The 18,087-nt window shown below is 72.9% G+C and carries 18 protein-coding genes; 13 read left to right on the forward strand and 5 right to left on the reverse strand.

Going from position 1 to position 18,087, the window contains the following annotated elements:
• Nucleotides 1–190: 190 nt before the first annotated feature.
• Together ctaD and Q0994_RS23875 are read left to right on the forward strand one after the other, a co-directional pair.
• The gene (ctaD, locus tag Q0994_RS23870; RefSeq protein ID WP_299538149.1) at nt 191–1,921 is read left to right on the forward strand and encodes a cytochrome c oxidase subunit I; all 1,731 of its coding nucleotides are present in this window, start codon (nt 191–193) and stop codon (nt 1,919–1,921) included.
• A gap of 95 nt (nt 1,922–2,016) precedes the next feature.
• A complete protein-coding gene (locus tag Q0994_RS23875) occupies nt 2,017–2,319 on the forward strand; it encodes a hypothetical protein (protein ID WP_299538190.1) in 303 nt (100 codons plus the stop codon).
• 55 nt (nt 2,320–2,374) lie between these two features.
• On the opposite strand, the gene Q0994_RS23880 is transcribed toward Q0994_RS23875, so the two are convergent.
• Both Q0994_RS23880 and Q0994_RS23885 read right to left on the reverse strand, forming a co-directional pair.
• The gene (locus tag Q0994_RS23880) at nt 2,375–4,114 is read right to left on the reverse strand and encodes an FUSC family protein (protein ID WP_299538191.1); all 1,740 of its coding nucleotides are present in this window, start codon (nt 4,112–4,114) and stop codon (nt 2,375–2,377) included.
• Between the two features lie 423 nt (nt 4,115–4,537).
• Nucleotides 4,538–4,729 carry an antitoxin gene (locus Q0994_RS23885; protein WP_299538150.1) on the reverse strand — a complete coding sequence of 64 codons (192 nt, stop codon included), beginning with the start codon at nt 4,727–4,729 and terminating at the stop codon, nt 4,538–4,540.
• Nucleotides 4,730–5,148: 419 nt separating this feature from the next.
• Here Q0994_RS23885 and Q0994_RS23890 point away from each other — a divergent pair, with 419 nt between their 5' ends.
• Entirely contained in the window at nt 5,149–6,417 is a 1,269-nt protein-coding gene (locus Q0994_RS23890; RefSeq protein WP_299538152.1) for a D-arabinono-1,4-lactone oxidase, read from the forward strand.
• A gap of 39 nt (nt 6,418–6,456) precedes the next feature.
• Here Q0994_RS23890 and Q0994_RS23895 read toward each other — a convergent pair whose 3' ends face one another.
• Together Q0994_RS23895 and Q0994_RS23900 are read right to left on the reverse strand one after the other, a co-directional pair.
• Nucleotides 6,457–7,455 carry an MASE1 domain-containing protein gene (locus Q0994_RS23895; protein WP_363325568.1) on the reverse strand — a complete coding sequence of 333 codons (999 nt, stop codon included), beginning with the start codon at nt 7,453–7,455 and terminating at the stop codon, nt 6,457–6,459.
• Nucleotides 7,456–7,576: 121 nt separating this feature from the next.
• The gene (locus Q0994_RS23900; RefSeq protein WP_299538156.1) at nt 7,577–8,413 is read right to left on the reverse strand and encodes a PP2C family protein-serine/threonine phosphatase; all 837 of its coding nucleotides are present in this window, start codon (nt 8,411–8,413) and stop codon (nt 7,577–7,579) included.
• A gap of 139 nt (nt 8,414–8,552) precedes the next feature.
• Between Q0994_RS23900 and Q0994_RS23905 the strand changes: the two genes are divergently transcribed.
• From Q0994_RS23905 to Q0994_RS23915, 3 genes are all read left to right on the forward strand, one after another.
• A complete protein-coding gene (locus Q0994_RS23905) occupies nt 8,553–9,209 on the forward strand; it encodes a bifunctional 2-polyprenyl-6-hydroxyphenol methylase/3-demethylubiquinol 3-O-methyltransferase UbiG (RefSeq protein ID WP_299538157.1) in 657 nt (218 codons plus the stop codon).
• A gap of 200 nt (nt 9,210–9,409) precedes the next feature.
• Nucleotides 9,410–10,171: a VOC family protein gene (locus Q0994_RS23910; protein WP_299538158.1), complete on the forward strand. Its 762-nt coding sequence runs from the start codon at nt 9,410–9,412 to the stop codon at nt 10,169–10,171.
• A gap of 125 nt (nt 10,172–10,296) precedes the next feature.
• The gene (locus Q0994_RS23915) at nt 10,297–10,818 is read left to right on the forward strand and encodes an ATP-binding protein (RefSeq protein ID WP_299538159.1); all 522 of its coding nucleotides are present in this window, start codon (nt 10,297–10,299) and stop codon (nt 10,816–10,818) included.
• A 21-nt stretch (nt 10,819–10,839) separates the two neighbouring features.
• Here the strand turns inward: Q0994_RS23915 and Q0994_RS23920 are convergent, their stop codons facing one another.
• On the reverse strand, nt 10,840–11,679 hold the full coding sequence (locus tag Q0994_RS23920; protein WP_299538160.1) for a trans-aconitate 2-methyltransferase: 840 nt from the start codon (nt 11,677–11,679) through the stop codon (nt 10,840–10,842).
• A gap of 533 nt (nt 11,680–12,212) precedes the next feature.
• Between Q0994_RS23920 and Q0994_RS23925 the strand changes: the two genes are divergently transcribed.
• The 7 genes from Q0994_RS23925 to Q0994_RS23955 all read left to right on the forward strand — a co-directional run bounded on the left by Q0994_RS23925 (nt 12,213) and on the right by Q0994_RS23955 (nt 18,080).
• On the forward strand, nt 12,213–12,782 hold the full coding sequence (locus Q0994_RS23925; RefSeq protein ID WP_299538161.1) for a rhodanese-like domain-containing protein: 570 nt from the start codon (nt 12,213–12,215) through the stop codon (nt 12,780–12,782).
• Between the two features lie 106 nt (nt 12,783–12,888).
• Nucleotides 12,889–13,290, forward strand: coding sequence for a hypothetical protein (locus Q0994_RS23930; RefSeq protein ID WP_299538162.1), 402 nt, complete (start codon nt 12,889–12,891; stop codon nt 13,288–13,290).
• Between the two features lie 370 nt (nt 13,291–13,660).
• Entirely contained in the window at nt 13,661–14,206 is a 546-nt protein-coding gene (locus tag Q0994_RS23935; protein WP_299538164.1) for an AAA family ATPase, read from the forward strand.
• A gap of 154 nt (nt 14,207–14,360) precedes the next feature.
• On the forward strand, nt 14,361–14,537 hold the full coding sequence (locus Q0994_RS23940; protein ID WP_299538166.1) for a hypothetical protein: 177 nt from the start codon (nt 14,361–14,363) through the stop codon (nt 14,535–14,537).
• 206 nt (nt 14,538–14,743) lie between these two features.
• Nucleotides 14,744–15,250 carry a hypothetical protein gene (locus tag Q0994_RS23945; protein WP_299538167.1) on the forward strand — a complete coding sequence of 169 codons (507 nt, stop codon included), beginning with the start codon at nt 14,744–14,746 and terminating at the stop codon, nt 15,248–15,250.
• Complete coding sequence (locus Q0994_RS23950; protein ID WP_299538192.1) at nt 15,220–16,641, forward strand: hypothetical protein; 1,422 nt, start codon at nt 15,220–15,222, stop codon at nt 16,639–16,641. The genes Q0994_RS23945 and Q0994_RS23950 overlap by 31 nt, the downstream gene beginning before the upstream one ends.
• Complete coding sequence (locus Q0994_RS23955) at nt 16,638–18,080, forward strand: VWA domain-containing protein (protein WP_299538168.1); 1,443 nt, start codon at nt 16,638–16,640, stop codon at nt 18,078–18,080. The genes Q0994_RS23950 and Q0994_RS23955 overlap by 4 nt, the downstream gene beginning before the upstream one ends.
• The last annotated feature ends 7 nt before the right edge of the window (nt 18,081–18,087 follow it).

The following is an 18,087-nucleotide window of genomic DNA, read 5'->3' on the forward strand; positions in this document are numbered from 1 at the left end:
CCAGCGCCGAGCCCGGGACCCAGAGGCCCGTGCCGGCCACCGCCCGGCGGCGGGGCCAGGTATAGGCCGTTCGGGTGTGCTTCGGGTGCGGGTACGCCGTACGGGGAGTGATGTCCCACCGCGTCCAACTTCGTTGCGCCATCCTGATGGACGAGTCCTTGACGGGCCGTCGACTTAAGGAGCTGTCGCAGTGACGACGAGGGGCACCTCAGAACCGGTGGAAGAAGAGGCCGCGTACGCGGACGAGCTACCGGTTCGGCGCAGAAGGCCGGGGAACGTCGTCGTCACGTGGATGACCACGACCGACCACAAGACGATCGGCACCCTTTACCTGGTCACGTCGTTCGCGTTCTTCTGCGTCGGCGGCATCCTCGCGCTGGTGATGCGCGCCGAACTGGCCCGCCCGGGCCTGCAGATCATCTCGAACGAGCAGTTCAACCAGGCGTTCACGATGCACGGCACGATCATGCTGCTGATGTTCGCGACGCCTCTCTTCGCCGGCTTCACCAACTGGATCATGCCGCTGCAGATCGGCGCTCCCGACGTGGCGTTCCCGCGGCTGAACATGTTCGCCTACTGGCTGTACCTCTTCGGCTCGATCATCGCCGTGGGCGGCTTCCTCACCCCGCAGGGCGCCGCCGACTTCGGATGGTTCGCCTACTCGCCGCTGTCGGACGCGGTCCGCTCGCCGGGGCTGGGCGGAGACCTCTGGATCATGGGTCTGGCCTTCTCGGGCTTCGGCACGATCCTCGGTTCGGTCAACTTCGTCACCACGATCATCTGCATGCGCGCGCCCGGCATGACGATGTTCCGGATGCCGATCTTCACCTGGAACGTCCTGCTGACCGGTGTGCTGGTCCTGCTGGCCTTCCCGGTCCTCGCCGCGGCGCTCTTCGCGCTGGAGGCGGACCGCAAGTTCGGCGCCCACGTATTCGACGCGAGCAACGGCGGACCGCTGCTGTGGCAGCACCTCTTCTGGTTCTTCGGCCATCCAGAGGTGTACATCATCGCGTTGCCGTTCTTCGGCATCGTCACCGAGATCATCCCGGTCTTCAGCCGCAAGCCGATCTTCGGTTACATCGGTCTCATCGGCGCGACCATCGCCATCGCCGGCCTCTCGATCACCGTGTGGGCCCACCACATGTACGTCACCGGCGGAGTCCTGCTGCCGTTCTTCTCCTTCATGACGTTCCTCATCGCGGTGCCCACCGGGGTGAAGTTCTTCAACTGGATCGGCACCATGTGGAAGGGCTCCCTGTCCATGGAGACCCCGATGCTGTGGTCCGTCGGCTTCCTCGTGACGTTCCTCTTCGGTGGTCTGACCGGCGTCATCCTGGCCTCGCCGCCGATGGACTTCCACGTCTCGGACACGTATTTCGTCGTGGCGCACTTCCACTACGTCGTCTTCGGCACCGTGGTCTTCGCGATGTTCGCCGGATTCCACTTCTGGTGGCCGAAGTTCACCGGCAAGATGCTGGACGAACGGCTCGGCAAAATGACGTTCTGGGCGCTGTTCGTGGGCTTCCACGGCACGTTCCTGGTGCAGCACTGGCTCGGCGCCGAGGGCATGCCCCGCCGCTACGCGGACTACCTCGCCGCCGACGGCTTCACCGCCCTGAACACGGTCTCCACCATCTCGTCCTTCCTTCTCGGCCTGTCGATCCTCCCCTTCCTCTACAACGTGTGGCGGACGGCCAAGTACGGCAAGCAGGTGGAGATGGACGACCCGTGGGGCTACGGCCGCTCGCTGGAGTGGGCGACGTCCTGCCCGCCGCCGCGCCACAACTTCGTCACCCTGCCGCGGATCCGTTCCGAGTCCCCGGCGTTCGACCTGCACCACCCCCAGGTGAGGGCGCTCGAAGAAGCGGTCAACCGTCCCGACACGTCGGTGACCGTCGCCCCGGGCGACAAGCAAGCCTGACGCAGACCGTGGGCGGCCGCCCTCGTGGGCGGCCGCCACGCCCACGAGAGGAGGACGGCGTGCACGACAAGGACTGCGCCCGGGGCCTGGCCCGGATGGAGGGCTACCTCCTGTGGAACGCGGAGATCGAGGACGCCCGACGCCGGGCCACCCGCCTGACCGACCAACTGCCCTGGCTCACCAGCGCCCAACGCGAGGACGTCGAGCGCGTCTACGTCGCCGACCGCGCCGCGGCCTCGCGGGAGACGCTGACCCGCATCGCCGAACGCGCGGCCGAACTGCGCGGCGAGTACACCGCACGGTACGAACAGCTCCGGATGCGCTGCGTCGCTGCGACCCTGGTGGCCACGGCCGGCCTCGGCGGCACCGGAGCCGCGCTGGCCGTGCTCGCCCGCTGAGCCCCGTCGGTGCCGGGGCGGCCCCCGCGGCTGCCCCGGTGCCCTGCCCGGCGGCTCAGCCGCGTGCCCCGCGGGCCGTGTCCAGCGCGCACAATTGCGCGTGCAACCGGTCCGCGTGGCCCGGCGGCAGCCCGGCGCCACCGTCCCGCGGCTGAACCGCGCACGCCGTCACGGTGTCGATCAGCCGCTCCAGCGCGTCGGCGAACGCCTCGGCGTCCGAGACGCGCCCGGCCAGCGGCGGGAGCTCGGCCGCCGACAGGTCGACCGCGGTCCGCGCCACCGCGAGCGACCGGTACGCGTCACGGCGCAAGGCCCAGCGCCGGTCGAGATCCTCCGGGTGGTCCAGCACGTGCCGCAGATAGCGGTGGGCGGCTTCCTCCGCCTCGCCCAGCGCGGCCCGCACCGAACGCCCCCGCAGACCGGGCAGCGGCAGGTGGCCGATCACCAGGACCAGTCCGCACGCCAGCAGCGACTCGACCACCCGTCCGACGGCCGCCGGGGGTTCCCCCGACAACAACACCAACGACAGCACCAGCACCGTCACCACGGCCGTCTGGGCCGCGAAGTGCCGGGTGGCGAAGGGGATCAGCGCTCCGCACACCGCGACCGCGGCCACCGCGGGAACCGGTGCGGGCAGCGGGCCGATCAGAACCCCGAAGACCAGTGCGCCGACCACCGTGCCCGCCGCCCGGCACAGCACCCGCGAGGCGAGCGGACCCAGATCGGGCTTGACCAGGAACACCGCCGTCGCGGGCAGCCAGTACCAGTGGTCGTGGCGCAGCGACAGCGCCACCGTCGTGCTCGCCGCGCAGCACAGGGCCACCCGCACCCCGTACTCCAGGCCGGCCGCGCCGAATGCCCGCCGCAGGAACGGGGCGAGCCCGCCCCGGCCCCGGGTCCTGAGCCGACGTCCCTCGCGGCTGTCGAAGTCGGCCGCGGCCCGCAGCAGGGCGTCGTCCAGCGCCCGCAGCCCGGCTCCCTCCCGCACCGGCGCGGGCAACGGCCCGCAGGAGCCGCCGCTCAGCACCGCCCCCGCCAGCCGCTCCGGTCCCTCCGCGATCCGGTCGGGCAGCGGGTCACCCGCCCACGCCAGCGCCGTGGCGGCCTCCGCCAGCGGCAGCGACGCCGCGTACTGCGCGTGCAGCCTGCGCTCGGCCGCCGAACTCGCGTGACGGCGCAGCCGGGTCGCCGACAGCGCGTCCTGGGCGTGATCGAGGGCAGCGGTCAGCGCCGCCCGCCTGGTCGGCGCCTGCGCGCTCCCAGCAGCGCGCAGCAGCTCCGCCACCGCCCGGTACACCGCCGCCACCGCCTCGCGTTCGCCGTCGAGCCGGTACGGTCCGGACGCCGCGGGGGTTCCGGGTGACGGCAGTACGAACCGCAGGACGAGCAGCCAGCCCGCGCCCGCCAGGAAGAGCCCCGCCCGGACAGGACCCGGCTCGGGCAGCGGCATCCCCGCCCCGATCACCGCGGCCACCAGGAGTTGGGTCCCACAGGCCGAGGCGACCGGGCCGGTGGAGCTGAGTGCGCCCGCCACCAGGCCCAGCGCCCCCAGCGCCGTCGGCAGCACCCACGGGGGTCCGCCCGCACCGGCCGTGGAGACCCAGGTCCCGACGAGCAGCCCGGCGGCCCCCGCGGTCGCCGGCAGGCCGAGACGGGTCACCGCGCCGCGGCGGCTTCCGGGACGGTCGTTGATCCCGGCCAGCATGGCGCCGAGCGCGGCGGGCACCCCCACGGACGGGCGTCCGGCGGCGACGGCCACCAGCAGCGGGAGCACGGCGAGCGCCCCGCGGACCATGGCGCCCCGCGGCAACGGGCCGCGCTGGGCGCGCAGAACATGGGTGAACCAGCGGGGGAGGGGCGCGGAGAAAGCCGGGGAAGCGAGGCGTCGGAACACGGAACTCCCGTCCGTACGCGGGACCCCTACGGGGCCCGTACGAGGAAACGGAACGTGCCTGCGGACGCCTTCGGCCTGGCCGGAAGCCCAGGATAGGACCCGGCCGCCACCGGACCCGGCCCCGGCACGTTTCCGGCGTGTGAAACCTCGCCGCGGCGCCGTCCCGAGCCGGCCCGGCGCCCCCGGCCGGACGGCGGCGGCGGAGGCGCGATCCACCGGGATTCCACCCGCGACGCGGACCGGCGGACGCGACGCGGCCGGGGTGCGGTGGCGGGACGGCGCCCGGCACCGCACCCCGGCCGTCGAAGCCGGGGGTCCGGTGGCTCAGCCGCGCGGCGGATTGTCCCGGTCACCCTCGCCGAACTGCTGCTTCGCCTTGTCCTGGGCCTTGTCGACCTGGCCGCGGTACTTGCCCTGCGTCCGGTCGTCGACCATGTCGCCCGCCTTGTCGACGCCCTTGCCGGCCTGGTCCTCGTGCCCCTTGAGCATCTTCTTGATCTTGTCCATCGCCGACATGTCCGATCCTCTCCTCGCTGTCCCCCCGCCCCCACCAGGTAAGCGGTGACCGCCCCGGTCCGCATCCTCAGGGCCCCGGCCGCGGAAGACGCTCGGCCCGTCGCGTGTGAAGGGCGGTGGGATGGGCAGATACCGGTCACCTACAGGAGGTGATGGCAGTGGGCCGCATCCAGATCGTTCGTCGCCCCCAGACGCCCCCCACCGGGCCGCCCCCGCTCGACCTGCGCACTCCCTCGGGCCGGCCCCTGCCCTACTGACCGGCCGCGCCGCCCGGACGGACCGCCCGGAGCCCTTGCTTCCGGGCTCCGGGCGGCCCGCTCCCGGGTTCATGCCCCGGCTGGGCTAACGTTGATCCCCGCGGGTCCTCCGCGACGCTCCTCCCGGACGGCGCAGGGACGCCGCGGGAGAGGAAACCTGTCGTGACACCCGCTGAGAAGAACTGGGCCGGCAATGTGACCTACGGGGCACGCCGCCTGCACACCCCGAGGTCCCTGGCAGAACTCCAGGAGATCGTGTCCGGGGCCACGGCGGTCCGCGCGCTCGGCACACGCCACTCGTTCAGCACCGTCGCCGACGCCCCCGGCGACCTGGTCTCCCTCGCGGAACTGCCCGCCACCGTGGAGATCGACCCCGAGGCCCGCACCGCCCGGGTCGGTGCCGGACTTCGCTTCGGCGAGATGGCCGGCACCCTGCACGACGCGGGTTTCGCTCTGCACAACCTCGGTTCGCTGCCGCACATCTCCGTCGCCGGCGCCTGTGCCACGGGCACCCACGGCTCCGGAACCGGCAACCGCTCGCTGGCCGGAGCGGTCCGGGCCCTCGAGCTCGTCACCGCCGACGGCAGCCTCACCACCCTGCACCGCGGCGACCCCGACTTCCCGGGCGCCGTCGTCTCGCTCGGCGCCCTCGGCGTCGTCACCCGCCTCACCCTGGACCTGGTGCCCTCCTTCGATGTCCAGCAGTGGGTCTACGAGGACCTGCCGGTGGACGAGGTCCGCCGCGACTTCGCCGGCGTCCTCTCCGAGGCGTACAGCGTCAGCTTGTTCACCACGTGGCAGGGCGGTCCGCTCGACCAGGTGTGGCTCAAGCGGGCCGTCGGCGACGACGGGCCCCGCACCGCCCCGCAGCGCTGGCGGGGAGCCAGGCTCGCCGACGGACAGCGCCACCCCGTGCCCGGTATGCCGCCTGCCAACTGCACCCGCCAGGACGGCGTGCCCGGCCCCTGGCACACCCGGCTTCCGCACTTCCGCCTGGAATTCACCCCGAGCAGCGGGGAGGAGCTCCAGTCCGAGTATTTCGTGCCCCGCGAGTCGGCCACCGAGGCGTTCCACGCCCTGGACCGCATCAAGGACCGGATCGCCCCGCTGCTCCTCATCAGCGAGATCCGCACCGTCGCCGCGGACGACCTCTGGCTCAGCCCCGCCCAGGGCAGGGACTCCGTCGCCTTCCACTTCACCTGGGTGCCCGACACCGCGGCGGTCACCCCCGTGCTGGCGGCCATCGAGGAGGCGCTGGCGCCCTTCGGCGCGCGCCCCCACTGGGGCAAGGTCTTCACCACCCCCGCCGAGGACCTGGACCGGCTCTACCCGCACCTCGACGACTTCCAGAAGCTGGTGGCCAGGACCGACCCCCACGACGTCTTCGGAAACGCCTTCCTGCGACGCTGCTTCCCGCGCCTCCGGGCCTGACGGGGACCGGGTTGCGCCGCAACGACCCCGTACTGCTCCTCAGCGGAGCGAGCTGCCGTTCGGGCCGCCGTGCTCACCGGCCCGGCGGCGCCCGGCGGACAACGGGGAGAGCTGTTCGACCAGAGCCGCCAGCTCCTCGCACGCGTACTCCGTCTCGCGCACGATGGTGTTGTGCTCGGTGACCATGGCGGACAGCAGCAACGACGTCAACGTGACACAGCCGTTGAGCACGGCAAGGTTGAGCGTCATCTCCAGCCCGCTGAGACTCTCGAACGGTCCGGCACGGTCGGTGCCCGCGACGACCGCGAGAACCGACACCAGCAGGGCGAAGGGGGCGCTGCCGGGGAGCTGGAACCGCAGCGCCGCCCACACGAGGACGGGGAAGACGGTGTAGAGCATCGACAACGGGCTCTGCGTCGCGCCGACCGTCACCACCACCGCCACGACCGCCAGCAGGGACGCCTCCACCCACCGGTCGGACCGCTGCGGCAGCCGGAAGCGTCCCGCGACGAGCAGCAACGGCGTGATCACGAGGACGCCCATCACGTCCCCCGCCCACCAGCACGCCCACACCTGCCAGAAGAGGCCCGACGGGAGCTTGTCGCTGAACAGCAGCGTGAGGGTCCCGAGAGTCGCGCTGACGAGCATGCCGGCGAAGGCCCCGAGGAAGACGAGGGTCACCCCGTCCCGGAAACGCGCCAGCTCCTTGCGGAACCCCACCGCCCGCAGAGCCCCGTAGGCGCACAGCGGCGCCAGCGTGTTGCCCGCGAGCACCCCGATGTTCGACACGTGGAACGAGCCGCCTGCCGCGTACACGGCACACAACGCACCGAGCGCGATGGCCGGCCAGATCCGGCCGCCGAGCAGGAGGAGCGCCCCCAGAGCGACCCCGGTCGGCGGCCACAGCGGCGTCACCACGGACCCATCGACGACGACCTGCCTGAGCAGACCGAGCCTGCCCGACAGGTAGTAGGCGACGGCGACGCCCAGTACCTGCATGACGTACACCGACCTGCTGAAGGGTTTTTCACTCGGCATCACCCCGTCATCAGACACCGCTCGGGGCGGCGGGCGGCCGAGACACGCACAACCCGGTGACGTTGCGTCACGGCCCCCACCGCGGCGCTCCGACGCACCACCCGGAGACGCACGGGCCGGATCAGCGGCCGGTACGGCCGCGTCGGTCCTCGTGGCGCAGCACCAGCACCGCCGCGTCGTCCTCGTGGCCCGTCGCCTCCGCCGCGCCGAGCACCCGGTCCGCGAGCTCCTCCGCCGAGGCGTGGACGTACGTGCCGACCAGGCGGCGCATCCGGTCCAGACCGTCCTCGATCGACAGCGACGGACCCTCGACCAGACCGTCCGTGACCAGCACCAGGCTCCCGGTCCGCTCGAAGCGGCGCGTCGTGACCGGGTACACCGCGCCCGGCGTGATGCCCAGGGGCACGCCCCCCTCGTCGTCGGTCAGGCCGGAGCTCCCGTCCACCGTCGCCCACACGCTCGCCACATGGCCCGCCCGGGCGGACCGGATCTCCCGGGTCACCGGATCGAGCCGCGAGAACGTGCACGTCGCGAACAGGTCCGTGTCCACCGTCAGCAGCAGGTCGTTCGTGCGGTGCAGCACCTCGCCGGGATCCGAGGTGCTCGCGGCTATCGCCCGCATCGCGATCCGCACCTGCCCCATGAAGGCCGCCGCCTCGACGTCGTGCCCCTGCACGTCACCGATGGCGAAGGCGAGCGCCCCGTCCGGCAGCATGAACCCGTCGTACCAGTCCCCGCCGATGTCCAGCCCGTTCCGGGCGGGCGCGTACCGGGCGGCGATCTCCAGGCCGGGAAGCGACGGCAACGTGGCCGGAAGCATCTTGCGCTGCAAGGCCTCCGCCAGCTCCACGCGGGCCTGATGCAGTTCGACCTCCTCGCGGGCGCGGGCCGTGAGGTGATGCAGCGTACTCAGCAGGTCCTCGGCGCTCGCCGATCGTGAGGTCCGACGCCGATTCATGAGCTGCTCCGCGGTGCGACTGAGTTTTCGCAGCATATTTCGCCCTCCCTTCCGTGGCGACCCGGGGAGGCGGGGCGGCGACAGAGTGGGGATCACCCACCTGGTTGCCAGGGGCGGCGCGCGCTGATGGACTGTCCGGATGCGTACAGGCGTGCCCGCCCTGTTCCGGGCGCTCGACCGGTTCCACGCCGCCCGGCCGTGGGACCACAACGCGCATTACCACCGCTGGATCCTGCGCCGGCTCCCGGCCGGGACGGGCGCCGCACTGGACGTCGGCTGCGGCGCCGGCGACCTCGCCAGGCTGCTGACCGCGCGTGCCGCCCCGGTCCTGGGCATCGACGCCGACCCCGCCGTCCTGGCGCGGGCCCGCGCCCTCACCCCGCCGTCCGTCCCGGTGACGTACGAGCGGGCCGAGGCCCCCGCCGGGATGCCGGAGGGCCCCTACGACGCCCTCACCTGCGTGGCCGTCCTGCACCACCTGCCGTTCACCGAGGCACTCGAAGCCTTCCGCAGCCGGCTGGCGCCGGGCGGCACCCTCGTCGTGGTCGGGCTCGCGCGCGCCGACACCCGCGGTGACCGGGTGCTCGGCCTCGCCGCCCTCGTGCTCAACGTCGCCATGGCCCTCGTCAAGAACAAGGGCCGCCGAGCACCGAGGCCCGCCGCGATGACCGCGCCGGTAGCACCCGCCACCTTGACGTTTTCCGACATCGCCCGCGAGGCCCGCGCCGTGCTGCCCGGAGCCCGCCTGCGCCGACGCCTGTTCTGGCGCTACACCCTGGTGTGGCGCGCCCCCTGAGGCCCTCGCCGGGAGGGCCGGTGGCGTTCCGCCGGAGGTACGTGTTCGCGGCGGACGGGCAGACGCCGACCTCCGACTCCATGCTGCGGTTCCGGGGGTGCGAAGAGGTCGCGCGACCTGGAGACCGACGGCTACGTGTGCGGGACGTGCGCGACGCACCGGACGGCCCGGGAAGGAGTGATGTGTCTATGATCGCCGGCATGGCACTGCGACCTGTCCAGGTGAACATCAAGGCTCTTGACGACACGGTGGTGGGCCGGTTCTGGGCGGAGGCGCTCGGCTGGGGCGTCTCCAGCGAGGCGCCGGGCGTGACCAATGTGGAACCCCTCGGTGACTTCGTCTGGCCCGATCCCTCTGCCGTCTGCATCGACGTAGTGACCGTCCCGGAAGCGAAGACCGTTGCGAAGAATCGGATGCACCTCGATCTCGCCACCACGTCCGCCTCCCACCACACCGACTTGGTGGCCCGCCTCCGTGCCCTCGGCGCGACGCCGGCCGACGTGGGCCAGGGCGACGTGCCGTGGACGGTCCTGGCCGATCCGGAGGGCAACGAGTTCTGCGTGCTGGAGCCCCGGGAGATCTACCGGGACACCGGTCCCGTCGCCGCCGTGGTGGTCGACTGCGAGGACCCCCGGGCCATGGCCCGGTTCTGGGGCGAGGCGGTGGACTGGACCCTGCACGACGTCACGGACGAACGGGCGGTGTTCCGCTCCGCGGAGGGCGTCGGACCGTACCTCGAATTCCTCCGCGACGGTGTGAAGACGGTGCCGGACCGCGTCCACATCGACCTGCTGCCGTATGCGGGCGACGACCGGCCGGCGGAGGTGGAGCGGCTGCGTCGACTCGGCGCCACCGACCTCGACCTCGGGCAGGGCGATGTCTCGTGGACGTGCCTCGCCGACCCGGAAGGCCATGAGATGTGTGTCCTCGGAGGGGCAGCCGGTTCGTCGTCGCAGTCCTGAGGCGTCGCAGTCCTGAGGCGACGCAGTCCTGAGGGAGACGCGGCCGGTGCGGTGCAGGCCGTACCGGCGGCCGGATGTCCGACGGGCGGGGACGCGTGGCCGCTGCCGGGATACCATCGGATCCCATGATCGTATGGCTCAACGGCACGCACGGTGCGGGCAAAACGACGACCGGCGCACTGGTGCAGGGGTTGTTGCCGAACTCGCGGGTCTTCGACGCCGAGAAGGTCGGCGAGACGCTCATGGACATCAAGCCCGCACTGCCCTGGACGGGCAACTTCCAGCACTGGCCTCCGTGGCGGCCGCTCGTGGTGGAGACCGCGCGGCACGTGCTCGACTACACCGGTGGCACGCTGGTGATGCCGATGACCGTCCTGGTGGAAAAGTACTGGCGCGAGATCAGCGCCGGCCTCGCCCACCACGGCATTCCGGTACGGCACTTCGTGCTCCACGCCGACCAGGACACCCTCCGCCTGCGCATCGAGGGGGACACCCACCTGGGGCCGTCCACGTTCCGCCTCGCCCACCTGGAGCCCTACGCCGACGCGGCACGCACCTGGTTGCACCGGGAGGCCGAGGTCGTCGACACCACGCGTCTCACCCCCGAACAGGTGGCCGGACGGATCGTGGCGGCGGTGCACGGCTGAACCGGAACGCGGTCGCGCGGGTCAGCGCGGCCCGGCCGCGGGTCTACGCCCCCACGCCGTGAGCATCCCGGCCGACAGCGCGGCGCACTCGTCGGACTCCAGGTACCGGACCGCTTCGTCCAGCGCCGCGTCGTCCACCAGGCCGGTGGCCACCATGGCGGCTCTGCCGCGCTCCCAGGTGTCCGCCCAGAACCGGCCGATGGCGCTCCCCGGTACGAGCGGCGGCACATGGATCTCGGCGGCGACGGAGGTCAGTCCCGCTCCGCGCAGCAGACGCGGATACGTCGGCACCCAGGAGACGTCCGTGCCGATGGTGGCCCGCAGCCCCTGCCACATCGCGCGCATGGCCCTGGTGTACGGAGTGCCGAGTGCCACGTCGCTCGTCAGGTCGACCGCGTCGCTGAGCACCAGCACACCGCCGGGCGCCAGCAGCCCGGCCAGCGCCGGGATCAGGCGGTCCCGCTCCGGCAGGTGCATCAGCACGAAGCGGGCATGGACGAGCTGGAACCTTCCGGTGACCAGGCCGGCCGACGTGATGTCGCCCTCCAGCACGTCGAGCCCGGGTACCGCCCGCTCCCGGAGGAACCGGGTGTCGCGGTCCACGGCCAGTACGCTCGTCACTCCCGCCTCGCTCAGAAGCCTCCGGGAGACCGTGCCTGTTCCGGCGCCGATGTCCAGGCACCGCCACCCCGGACCCGCCCCCAGCGCGCGCAACCGGGACAGGGTGAAGTCGTCGTAGGCGACCGCGCCGAAATCGATGCGCTCACCCTCGCCGGCCTGTTCCGGGCGGAACGCCGCCTCGCCGTACCGGCCGTCGCGTGCGCCGCCGTCCGCCGCGCCGTCGCGCGAAGCGCCGCTCACACCGATGTCCTCAGCGCGTCGGACACGCCGTCCGGGACGAGGCCGGGTGGCCGGCGGACGGTGAGCGGGAGGGGCGACGGGGCAGGGAGGGAACGCATGACGGTCGGACCCCTCTTCGGGCGGCAGGGCGATCGACGGGCGGGCGGGACGGCGATCGGGGGGCGGCGGTGCGTGATGGCGGTGCGGGCGCACCGGTGGGGCTGTCGCACCGATCCTGCACCGGACGTCGCTCCCGCGGCCGAGGCGCGCCGGTGACGGAGCGGAGTGACGTCTCGCTGGGCGATCGACGGGCGGCGATCGCGGAGGGCCCGGGACCGGCCGCCGACGCCCCGGGACCGGCCGCCGGCGCCCCGGCGGCCGCCGGTGGTTCGCAGCGGTGACCGGGGGAGGGACGGGACCGGTGATCAGGAGCAACCGTCCCCGCAGTCCCGGCAGGAGGTGCGCCCCGTACCGCCTCCGCATCCCTGCCGGTGGGTGTCGTAGCGTGGCCGGAACGAACCCCTCCGGTTTCACGAAAGGCGAAGGCGTCCCACATGAGCACTCCCACGGCTGTTCTCCCGGCGCAGGCGGCCGCCCGCCTGGACCACTACACCGTCGTCGACGTCCGTACCCCCGGTGAGTACGCGGCCGGCCACCTGCCCGGCGCGCACAACGTCCCGCTGGACCATCTGCACACCGCGCTGCCGGCGCTCAAGGCCGCCGCGGCGCGGCGCGACCTCCTGATGGTCTGCGCGTCCGGCGGCCGGTCCGCGCAGGCCTGCGGCACGCTCGCGGGCGCCGACATCACCGCCACCACCCTCACCGGCGGCACCACCGCCTGGGCCGCGGAGGGGCACGACCTGAGCCGGCCCGGGACGGGCGCGACCGCCGGGTGGGCCATGGAACGCCAGGTGCGCCTCGCCGCCGGATCGCTGGTCGTCCTCGGCCTCGCCGTCGGCAGCCGCTGGAAGCCCGCCCGCTGGATCTCCGGTGCCATCGGCTCCGGCCTGGTGTTCTCGGCGGTCACCGACACCTGCGGGATGGCCGCCGTGCTCGGCAAGCTCCCGCACAACCGGGGCCGTGCCGCGGACCTCGACAGCACCATGGCGGCACTGCAACAGTGACGGGTGCGCCGGTCCGGCCGCTTCCTCCGCCGGGCTCGCCCTCTTCTCCCCGTGGTCCTCGTCCCCGTTCCTGTCCCCGTTCCTGCGAGAGAGCCGAGCCCCCACCATGCCGACCACCGCGCGTTCGCCCCTGCTGCTGGCCGGACTGATGGCCGGGGCGGGAGTGCTTCACTTCGCCGCACCGAAGGCGTTCGACGGTCTCGTGCCGCGGGCGCTTCCCGGCAGGCCGCGGACCTGGACGTACGCGAGCGGGGCCGTCGAGGCAGCCCTCGCGGCGGGCCTGCTGCATCCGCGGACCCGCCGCCCGGCGGCCCTCGTGACGGCGGCGTTCTTCGTCGGGGTGTTGCCTGCGAACGTGCAGATGGCGGTGGACTGGCGACACCGTCCGGCACCGATGAGGGCCATCGCCTTCGCCCGGCTGCCCGCCCAGCTCCCCCTGGTCCTGTGGGCCCGGAACGTGGCCCGTGCGGCGGGCGAGGGCCGACCGGCCCCGGACGGGCAGCGGTGAGGTCCGTGCGGCGTGAGCTGCGGACGCGTGGCGGGCGGGAGGAGAGGTCGGCCCACCCCTTCGATCACGATGACTCTCACCCTGAGGTACAGGGTGAGAGTGAGGGCTGCGGGCGGCTCCGCCGGTGAGCGGGGTCCGGGGACGGGCATGGTGTCCCGCGCCTTCGCCCGTGCGTGCCGTGTGGTCGAGGAGCGGGGGCCGACGCCGCGGGCAACCGTGAACGGTGGGACGCGGGCGATGCGGGACGGCTCCTTCCCCCGTCGGCCTGCTCCGCCCGGCGGTCGCGGAAGCCGGTGGCGCGCGGTCGGACGGGTCCGGGCGGTCACCCCATCGGGTGCGGCCCCGTCACCGGCCGTGGTGTGCCGGTACCGTGGTGCGGGTGAGGGTGGGCAGCATCGGGACCCGGCTCGTACTCCTGCGGGGCAACAGCGCGTCCGGCAAGTCCAGCGTGGCGGCCGGGATCCGCGACCGCTTCGGCCGCGGTCTCGCGCTGGTGGCGCAGGACAACATCCGCAGGACCGTGCTGCGCGAGCGGGACCTCCCGGGCGGAGTCAACATCGGCCTGATCGACACGGTCGCCCGCCACAGTCTGGACGCCGGCTACCACGTCGTGGTCGAGGGCATCCTCTACGCCGACCACTACGGCGCGATGCTGGCGCGGCTGTGCGCCGATCACCGTGGCCCCACCCACTGCTACTACCTCGACGTGCCGCTCGCGGAGACCCTGGAGCGACACGCGACCAAGCCCATCGCCGACGAGGTCGACCACGGTTCGCTGCGCGCCTGGTACCGCCCGCTGGACCTGCTGCCCGGCGGCCGCGAGACCGTCGTGGGCGCCGACAGCGCGCTGACCGACACCGTGGGGCGGATCATGCGGGAGACGGGGCTCGACCGCCTTCCGGCGCGGGACCGCTGAGCGCGGGGCGCCGGTCGGCACCGCCGTGCGCGTGTGTCCCGCCGGAGTGGACAGGGCTTCGAACTCCTTTGCGGAATTCCGGAGTCGGGGATGTCTGGAGACTCCATTCGGGGGCACATGAGGCCCACGTCACCCGATCCGAAGGAGCGATCCCATGCTGGGCATAGTCGCGGCAGTACTTTTCTTCATCGCGTTCCTGATCAACGCGGCCGACATCGCCACGAACGACGTCTTCGCGTCCGTGAACATCATGCTGCTGGGGCTGACGGCCCTCGCCCTCCACGTGGCGGGCATCGGCAGCGGTTGGGGCGGTCGCGCCCGCAGACGCTGACCGGGCAGGGAGTACCCGGGGCCGGGTGCGGTGACGTTTCGTCACCGCACCCGGCCCTTTCGCGTGCCCGGCCGGGACCGACGCCGGCGGTGCGGGGAGAGGGCAGTCCACCTCCTCCGCACCCTGTTGTCAGTGGTCGCAAGTATGTTCAGTCGTGTCCGGCCTCGCTGGCGCGGACGCCCTTTCGTTGCAGAGGAGATGGTGCGTTGTCACGCTGGGAGAGGTCGAGCACGGCGCGGGTGGTGGCACCCGCGCGGCCGCGGAAGCTGGCCAAGGTTCCGTTCGTCGAACTGGCCGACGGGCGGGTGCAGGGTGTGGTGTCCAGCGGATCGGACATCGAGCGCGTCTACGTCTCCTCGGTGGCGTCCGGCAGCTACGGATTCGCGTGCAGCACCAACAACAACCGCCCCTGCGGAGGCGCTCGGGGATCGTTCTGCAACCACATCCGTGCGCTGATCACCGAGGCGGTCCTGCAGTACGGCGCGGTGCGCGTCGCCCGGTACCTGAAGGTCGAGACCGCCGACGGCGAGCAGCCGGACGCTGCGCGCATCGCGGCCGCCATGGCGGCGACCAACCCCGAACAGGGCGACACGGCGGCGGCCGCCCCGGTCTTCAGCAGGTTCCTGCGCCACCTGGCCTATCTCGAACTCGCCCCGGGCAACGCCCCGTTGCCCGAGATGCACTGGTTCCCGAGCACCCGGGCGGTGGCCTGATGCGCACGGACATCCTGTTCGAGACGGTTCCCGGCCTGGACGACGCGCTGGACGCCGTCGACGCGTTCGACGACACGCTCGTCGGCGGACTGCTCCGGCCCCGAGCCGGACAGGCCGACGGAACCGCGGAACTCGCTCGCGCCGTGGTGGGTACACCGCTGGCGGCCCGGGCCGCGGAGGCCGCGGGCAGAGCGGCGGACGGCGCCGCGACGGAGGACGATTTCGTCGCCCTCGCCGCTGCCAGGACCGCCGTGCTCGGCTCCGTCCACGACGCGCTGACGACCCGGCTCACGGAAGCGACCGGCCGGCCCCGCGACGAACGGGAACCGGACCCCCGAGTCGCCGGAGAGCCGTCCAACCTGTCGGCCGCCGCCCGCTCCTGGCTCTGCGACCTCGCTCGCGCCGGGTGGCGGGGCATCGACCACGAACTGGTGGCCGCGGCGGCGCCCGTCGTCTCGGCGATGCTGCCCGAGCCGGCCCTGCGGCGGCAGGCGATGCTCCTGGACGGCTTCGCCGGCGAGCTCGCCGCTTCGTGTCCGGGCGCCACCCTCGAAGACGTGCCCGCGCGACGCTGGGCCGACCTCTGGTCGCGGGCCCTCCTGCTGACGCTGCCCGGTGCCGCCGTTCCGGCCCCGGCCGTCCCGGCGACCGGCCGGCTGCTGCCGCTCGGCGTCGACGTGCAGGAGCACGCGACCGGCGCGCAGGCCCAGGTCCACGCCGTGTTCGAACCTGCGGACGGCACCGCCACCCGCCTGGTCAGGGCTTCGGTGGCCGTGCCGAAACCGGACACGGTCGTCGGGGCGGGCGTCTGGCAGCTGCTCCGGCCCCACCTGTCCCTGCTGGCAGCCGTGGGGGAGGGACGTGCCATGGACATCACCGCCATGCCGCTCACCGCCGAGGGCGACCTCCTGTGGAGCGAGGAGCACGCCCGTCCCGGCGAGCCCGCCGACACCTTCACGACGGCCCGCGTCGCCCTGCCGGCCGCGGTGGACGGAGCGACCGCTCCGCTGGACCGGCACCCCGCGCGCCTCGCCGTCCCCGTCTTCCTGGAGGGATACGAAGCGGTGCGCGCGCAGGACGACACCCTCACGTTCACCGTGGCCGGCCACCCGCTGACCGTCGACACCGACCGCGTCCCGGCGGCCGGACCACTGACCCCCGAGGCCGTGGCTGCGTCCGGCGCCTGCATCGGGCTGCTCCGCTGGGACGACGGCACGTACCGCGTCCAGCCGCTGGCCGTGGAGACGGCCGTGCGGAAGAAGGCCGTCGCCGTGCACGCCGGAGGGTGGGCGGGCGGCACCACCGACAAGGCGGGGGCCAAGGCCGAGAAGGCGGCCACCGACGCGGTCGCCGTCCTGCGGGAGCGAGCGGGAAGGCTGCTGCGGAAATGACGGAGCGGACGAAGACGACGAACGCGCCGGAGACGGCGGAGCCCACGAAGGCGAACGGGACGAGCCGCGGGGCGGCCGCAGGCGCCCCCACCGCCGTGCCGGCCCGCGCCACGTACACGGACACGGACGCCGACGACAACCGCCGGCAGGTCCTCTACTGGCGGCTGCTGGCCCGCCTCTTCGACCACGAGGAGCAGGGCGCGCTGGAGTCCGCCTCCCTCGCCGTCGTCGAGGACGTCGGACTGCCGGTGGAACTGCTGGACCCACAGGCCTCCGTCGACTCGGTCGTGCAGCGCCACCCCGGTCTGGCCGACGAGTTCGACGGCCTGATGGCCCCCGGCCCCGACACCGAGGGCGTACGCGACCGGGCGGCCGAGGTGCGCCGGGCCGCACTCGTGTCGAAAGTCCTGCTCAACGTGTTCTCCTCCGGGTCGGGCACCGTCACGGCCCGGCAACTGGCGCGCTGGCAGTCCGACGCGGGATGGCTGGAGCGGGCGCTCGGCTGCCGGCCGGGCGAGCTGCGCGGCGGCGGTGCGGGCGCGTCCCCGGCGATCGGGACCGAACTCGGCGACATCGAGGCCGATCTGGTCAAGCGGATGAAACTGCGCGAGGTGCTGGCCGACCCCGAGCTCGCCGCCCGGCTCACCCCGAGCATGTCACTGATCGAGCAGTTGCTGCGCGACAAGCGCAACCTCTCGGGCGTCGCCCTCGCCAACGCCAAGAGCCTGATCCGCCGGTACGTCGAGGCGGTCGCCGAGGTGCTCCGCACCCAGGTGGAGAAGGCCACGGTCGGCGCCGTGGACCGCTCCGTCCCGCCCAAACGGGTCTTCCGCAATCTCGACGTCGACCGCACCATCTGGAAGAACCTCACCAACTGGAGCCCGGAGGAGGAGCGCCTCTACGTCGACCGCCTCTACTACCGCCACACGGCCCGCAGGACGACGCCGCAACGGCTCATCGTCGTCGTGGACCAGTCGGGCTCGATGGTCGACTCCATGGTGAACTGCACCATCCTGGCGTCCATCTTCGCCGGGCTGCCCAAGGTCGATGTCCATCTGATCGCCTACGACACCCGCGCACTCGACCTCACGCCGTGGGTGCACGACCCCTTCGAAATGCTGCTGCGCACCAACCTCGGCGGCGGCAACGACGGCCCCGTCGCCATGGCGATGGCCCGGCCCAAGATAACCGAGCCCCGGAACACCGTGATGGTGTGGATCTCCGACTTCTACGAGTTCGGCCGCTCCCAGCCGCTGTTCGAGGGCATCGAGGCGGTCCACCGCTCGGGGGTGAAGTTCATCCCGGTGGGCTCGGTCACCAGCTCCGGCCGGCAGGAGGTCAACCCCTGGTTCCGTGAGCGCTTCAAGGCGCTCGGCACTCCGGTGATCTCCGGCCACATCGACAAGCTCGTCCACGAACTCAAGACGTTCCTCGCTTAGAAAGGCC

It is taken from the genome of uncultured Streptomyces sp. (assembly GCF_947488945.1).
In the GTDB taxonomy this organism is placed as follows: domain Bacteria; phylum Actinomycetota; class Actinomycetes; order Streptomycetales; family Streptomycetaceae; genus Streptomyces.

What these genes read in the sequence shown, in the direction of transcription:
- Q0994_RS23880 (WP_299538191.1), bottom strand. Translation starts at nt 4,114, where the DNA reads ATGGTCCGCGGGGCGCTCGCCGTGCTCCCGCTGCTGGTGGCCGTCGCC.
- Q0994_RS23940 (WP_299538166.1), top strand. Translation starts at nt 14,361, where the DNA reads ATGCTGGGCATAGTCGCGGCAGTACTTTTCTTCATCGCGTTCCTGATC.
- Q0994_RS23905 (WP_299538157.1), top strand. Translation starts at nt 8,553, where the DNA reads ATGCGTACAGGCGTGCCCGCCCTGTTCCGGGCGCTCGACCGGTTCCAC.
- Q0994_RS23875 (WP_299538190.1), top strand. Translation starts at nt 2,017, where the DNA reads ATGGAGGGCTACCTCCTGTGGAACGCGGAGATCGAGGACGCCCGACGC.
- Q0994_RS23915 (WP_299538159.1), top strand. Translation starts at nt 10,297, where the DNA reads ATGATCGTATGGCTCAACGGCACGCACGGTGCGGGCAAAACGACGACC.
- Q0994_RS23955 (WP_299538168.1), top strand. Translation starts at nt 16,638, where the DNA reads ATGACGGAGCGGACGAAGACGACGAACGCGCCGGAGACGGCGGAGCCC.
- Q0994_RS23925 (WP_299538161.1), top strand. Translation starts at nt 12,213, where the DNA reads ATGAGCACTCCCACGGCTGTTCTCCCGGCGCAGGCGGCCGCCCGCCTG.
- Q0994_RS23900 (WP_299538156.1), bottom strand. Translation starts at nt 8,413, where the DNA reads ATGAATCGGCGTCGGACCTCACGATCGGCGAGCGCCGAGGACCTGCTG.
- Q0994_RS23930 (WP_299538162.1), top strand. Translation starts at nt 12,889, where the DNA reads ATGCCGACCACCGCGCGTTCGCCCCTGCTGCTGGCCGGACTGATGGCC.
- Q0994_RS23910 (WP_299538158.1), top strand. Translation starts at nt 9,410, where the DNA reads ATGGCACTGCGACCTGTCCAGGTGAACATCAAGGCTCTTGACGACACG.
- Q0994_RS23895 (WP_363325568.1), bottom strand. Translation starts at nt 7,455, where the DNA reads ATGCCGAGTGAAAAACCCTTCAGCAGGTCGGTGTACGTCATGCAGGTA.
- Q0994_RS23885 (WP_299538150.1), bottom strand. Translation starts at nt 4,729, where the DNA reads ATGTCGGCGATGGACAAGATCAAGAAGATGCTCAAGGGGCACGAGGAC.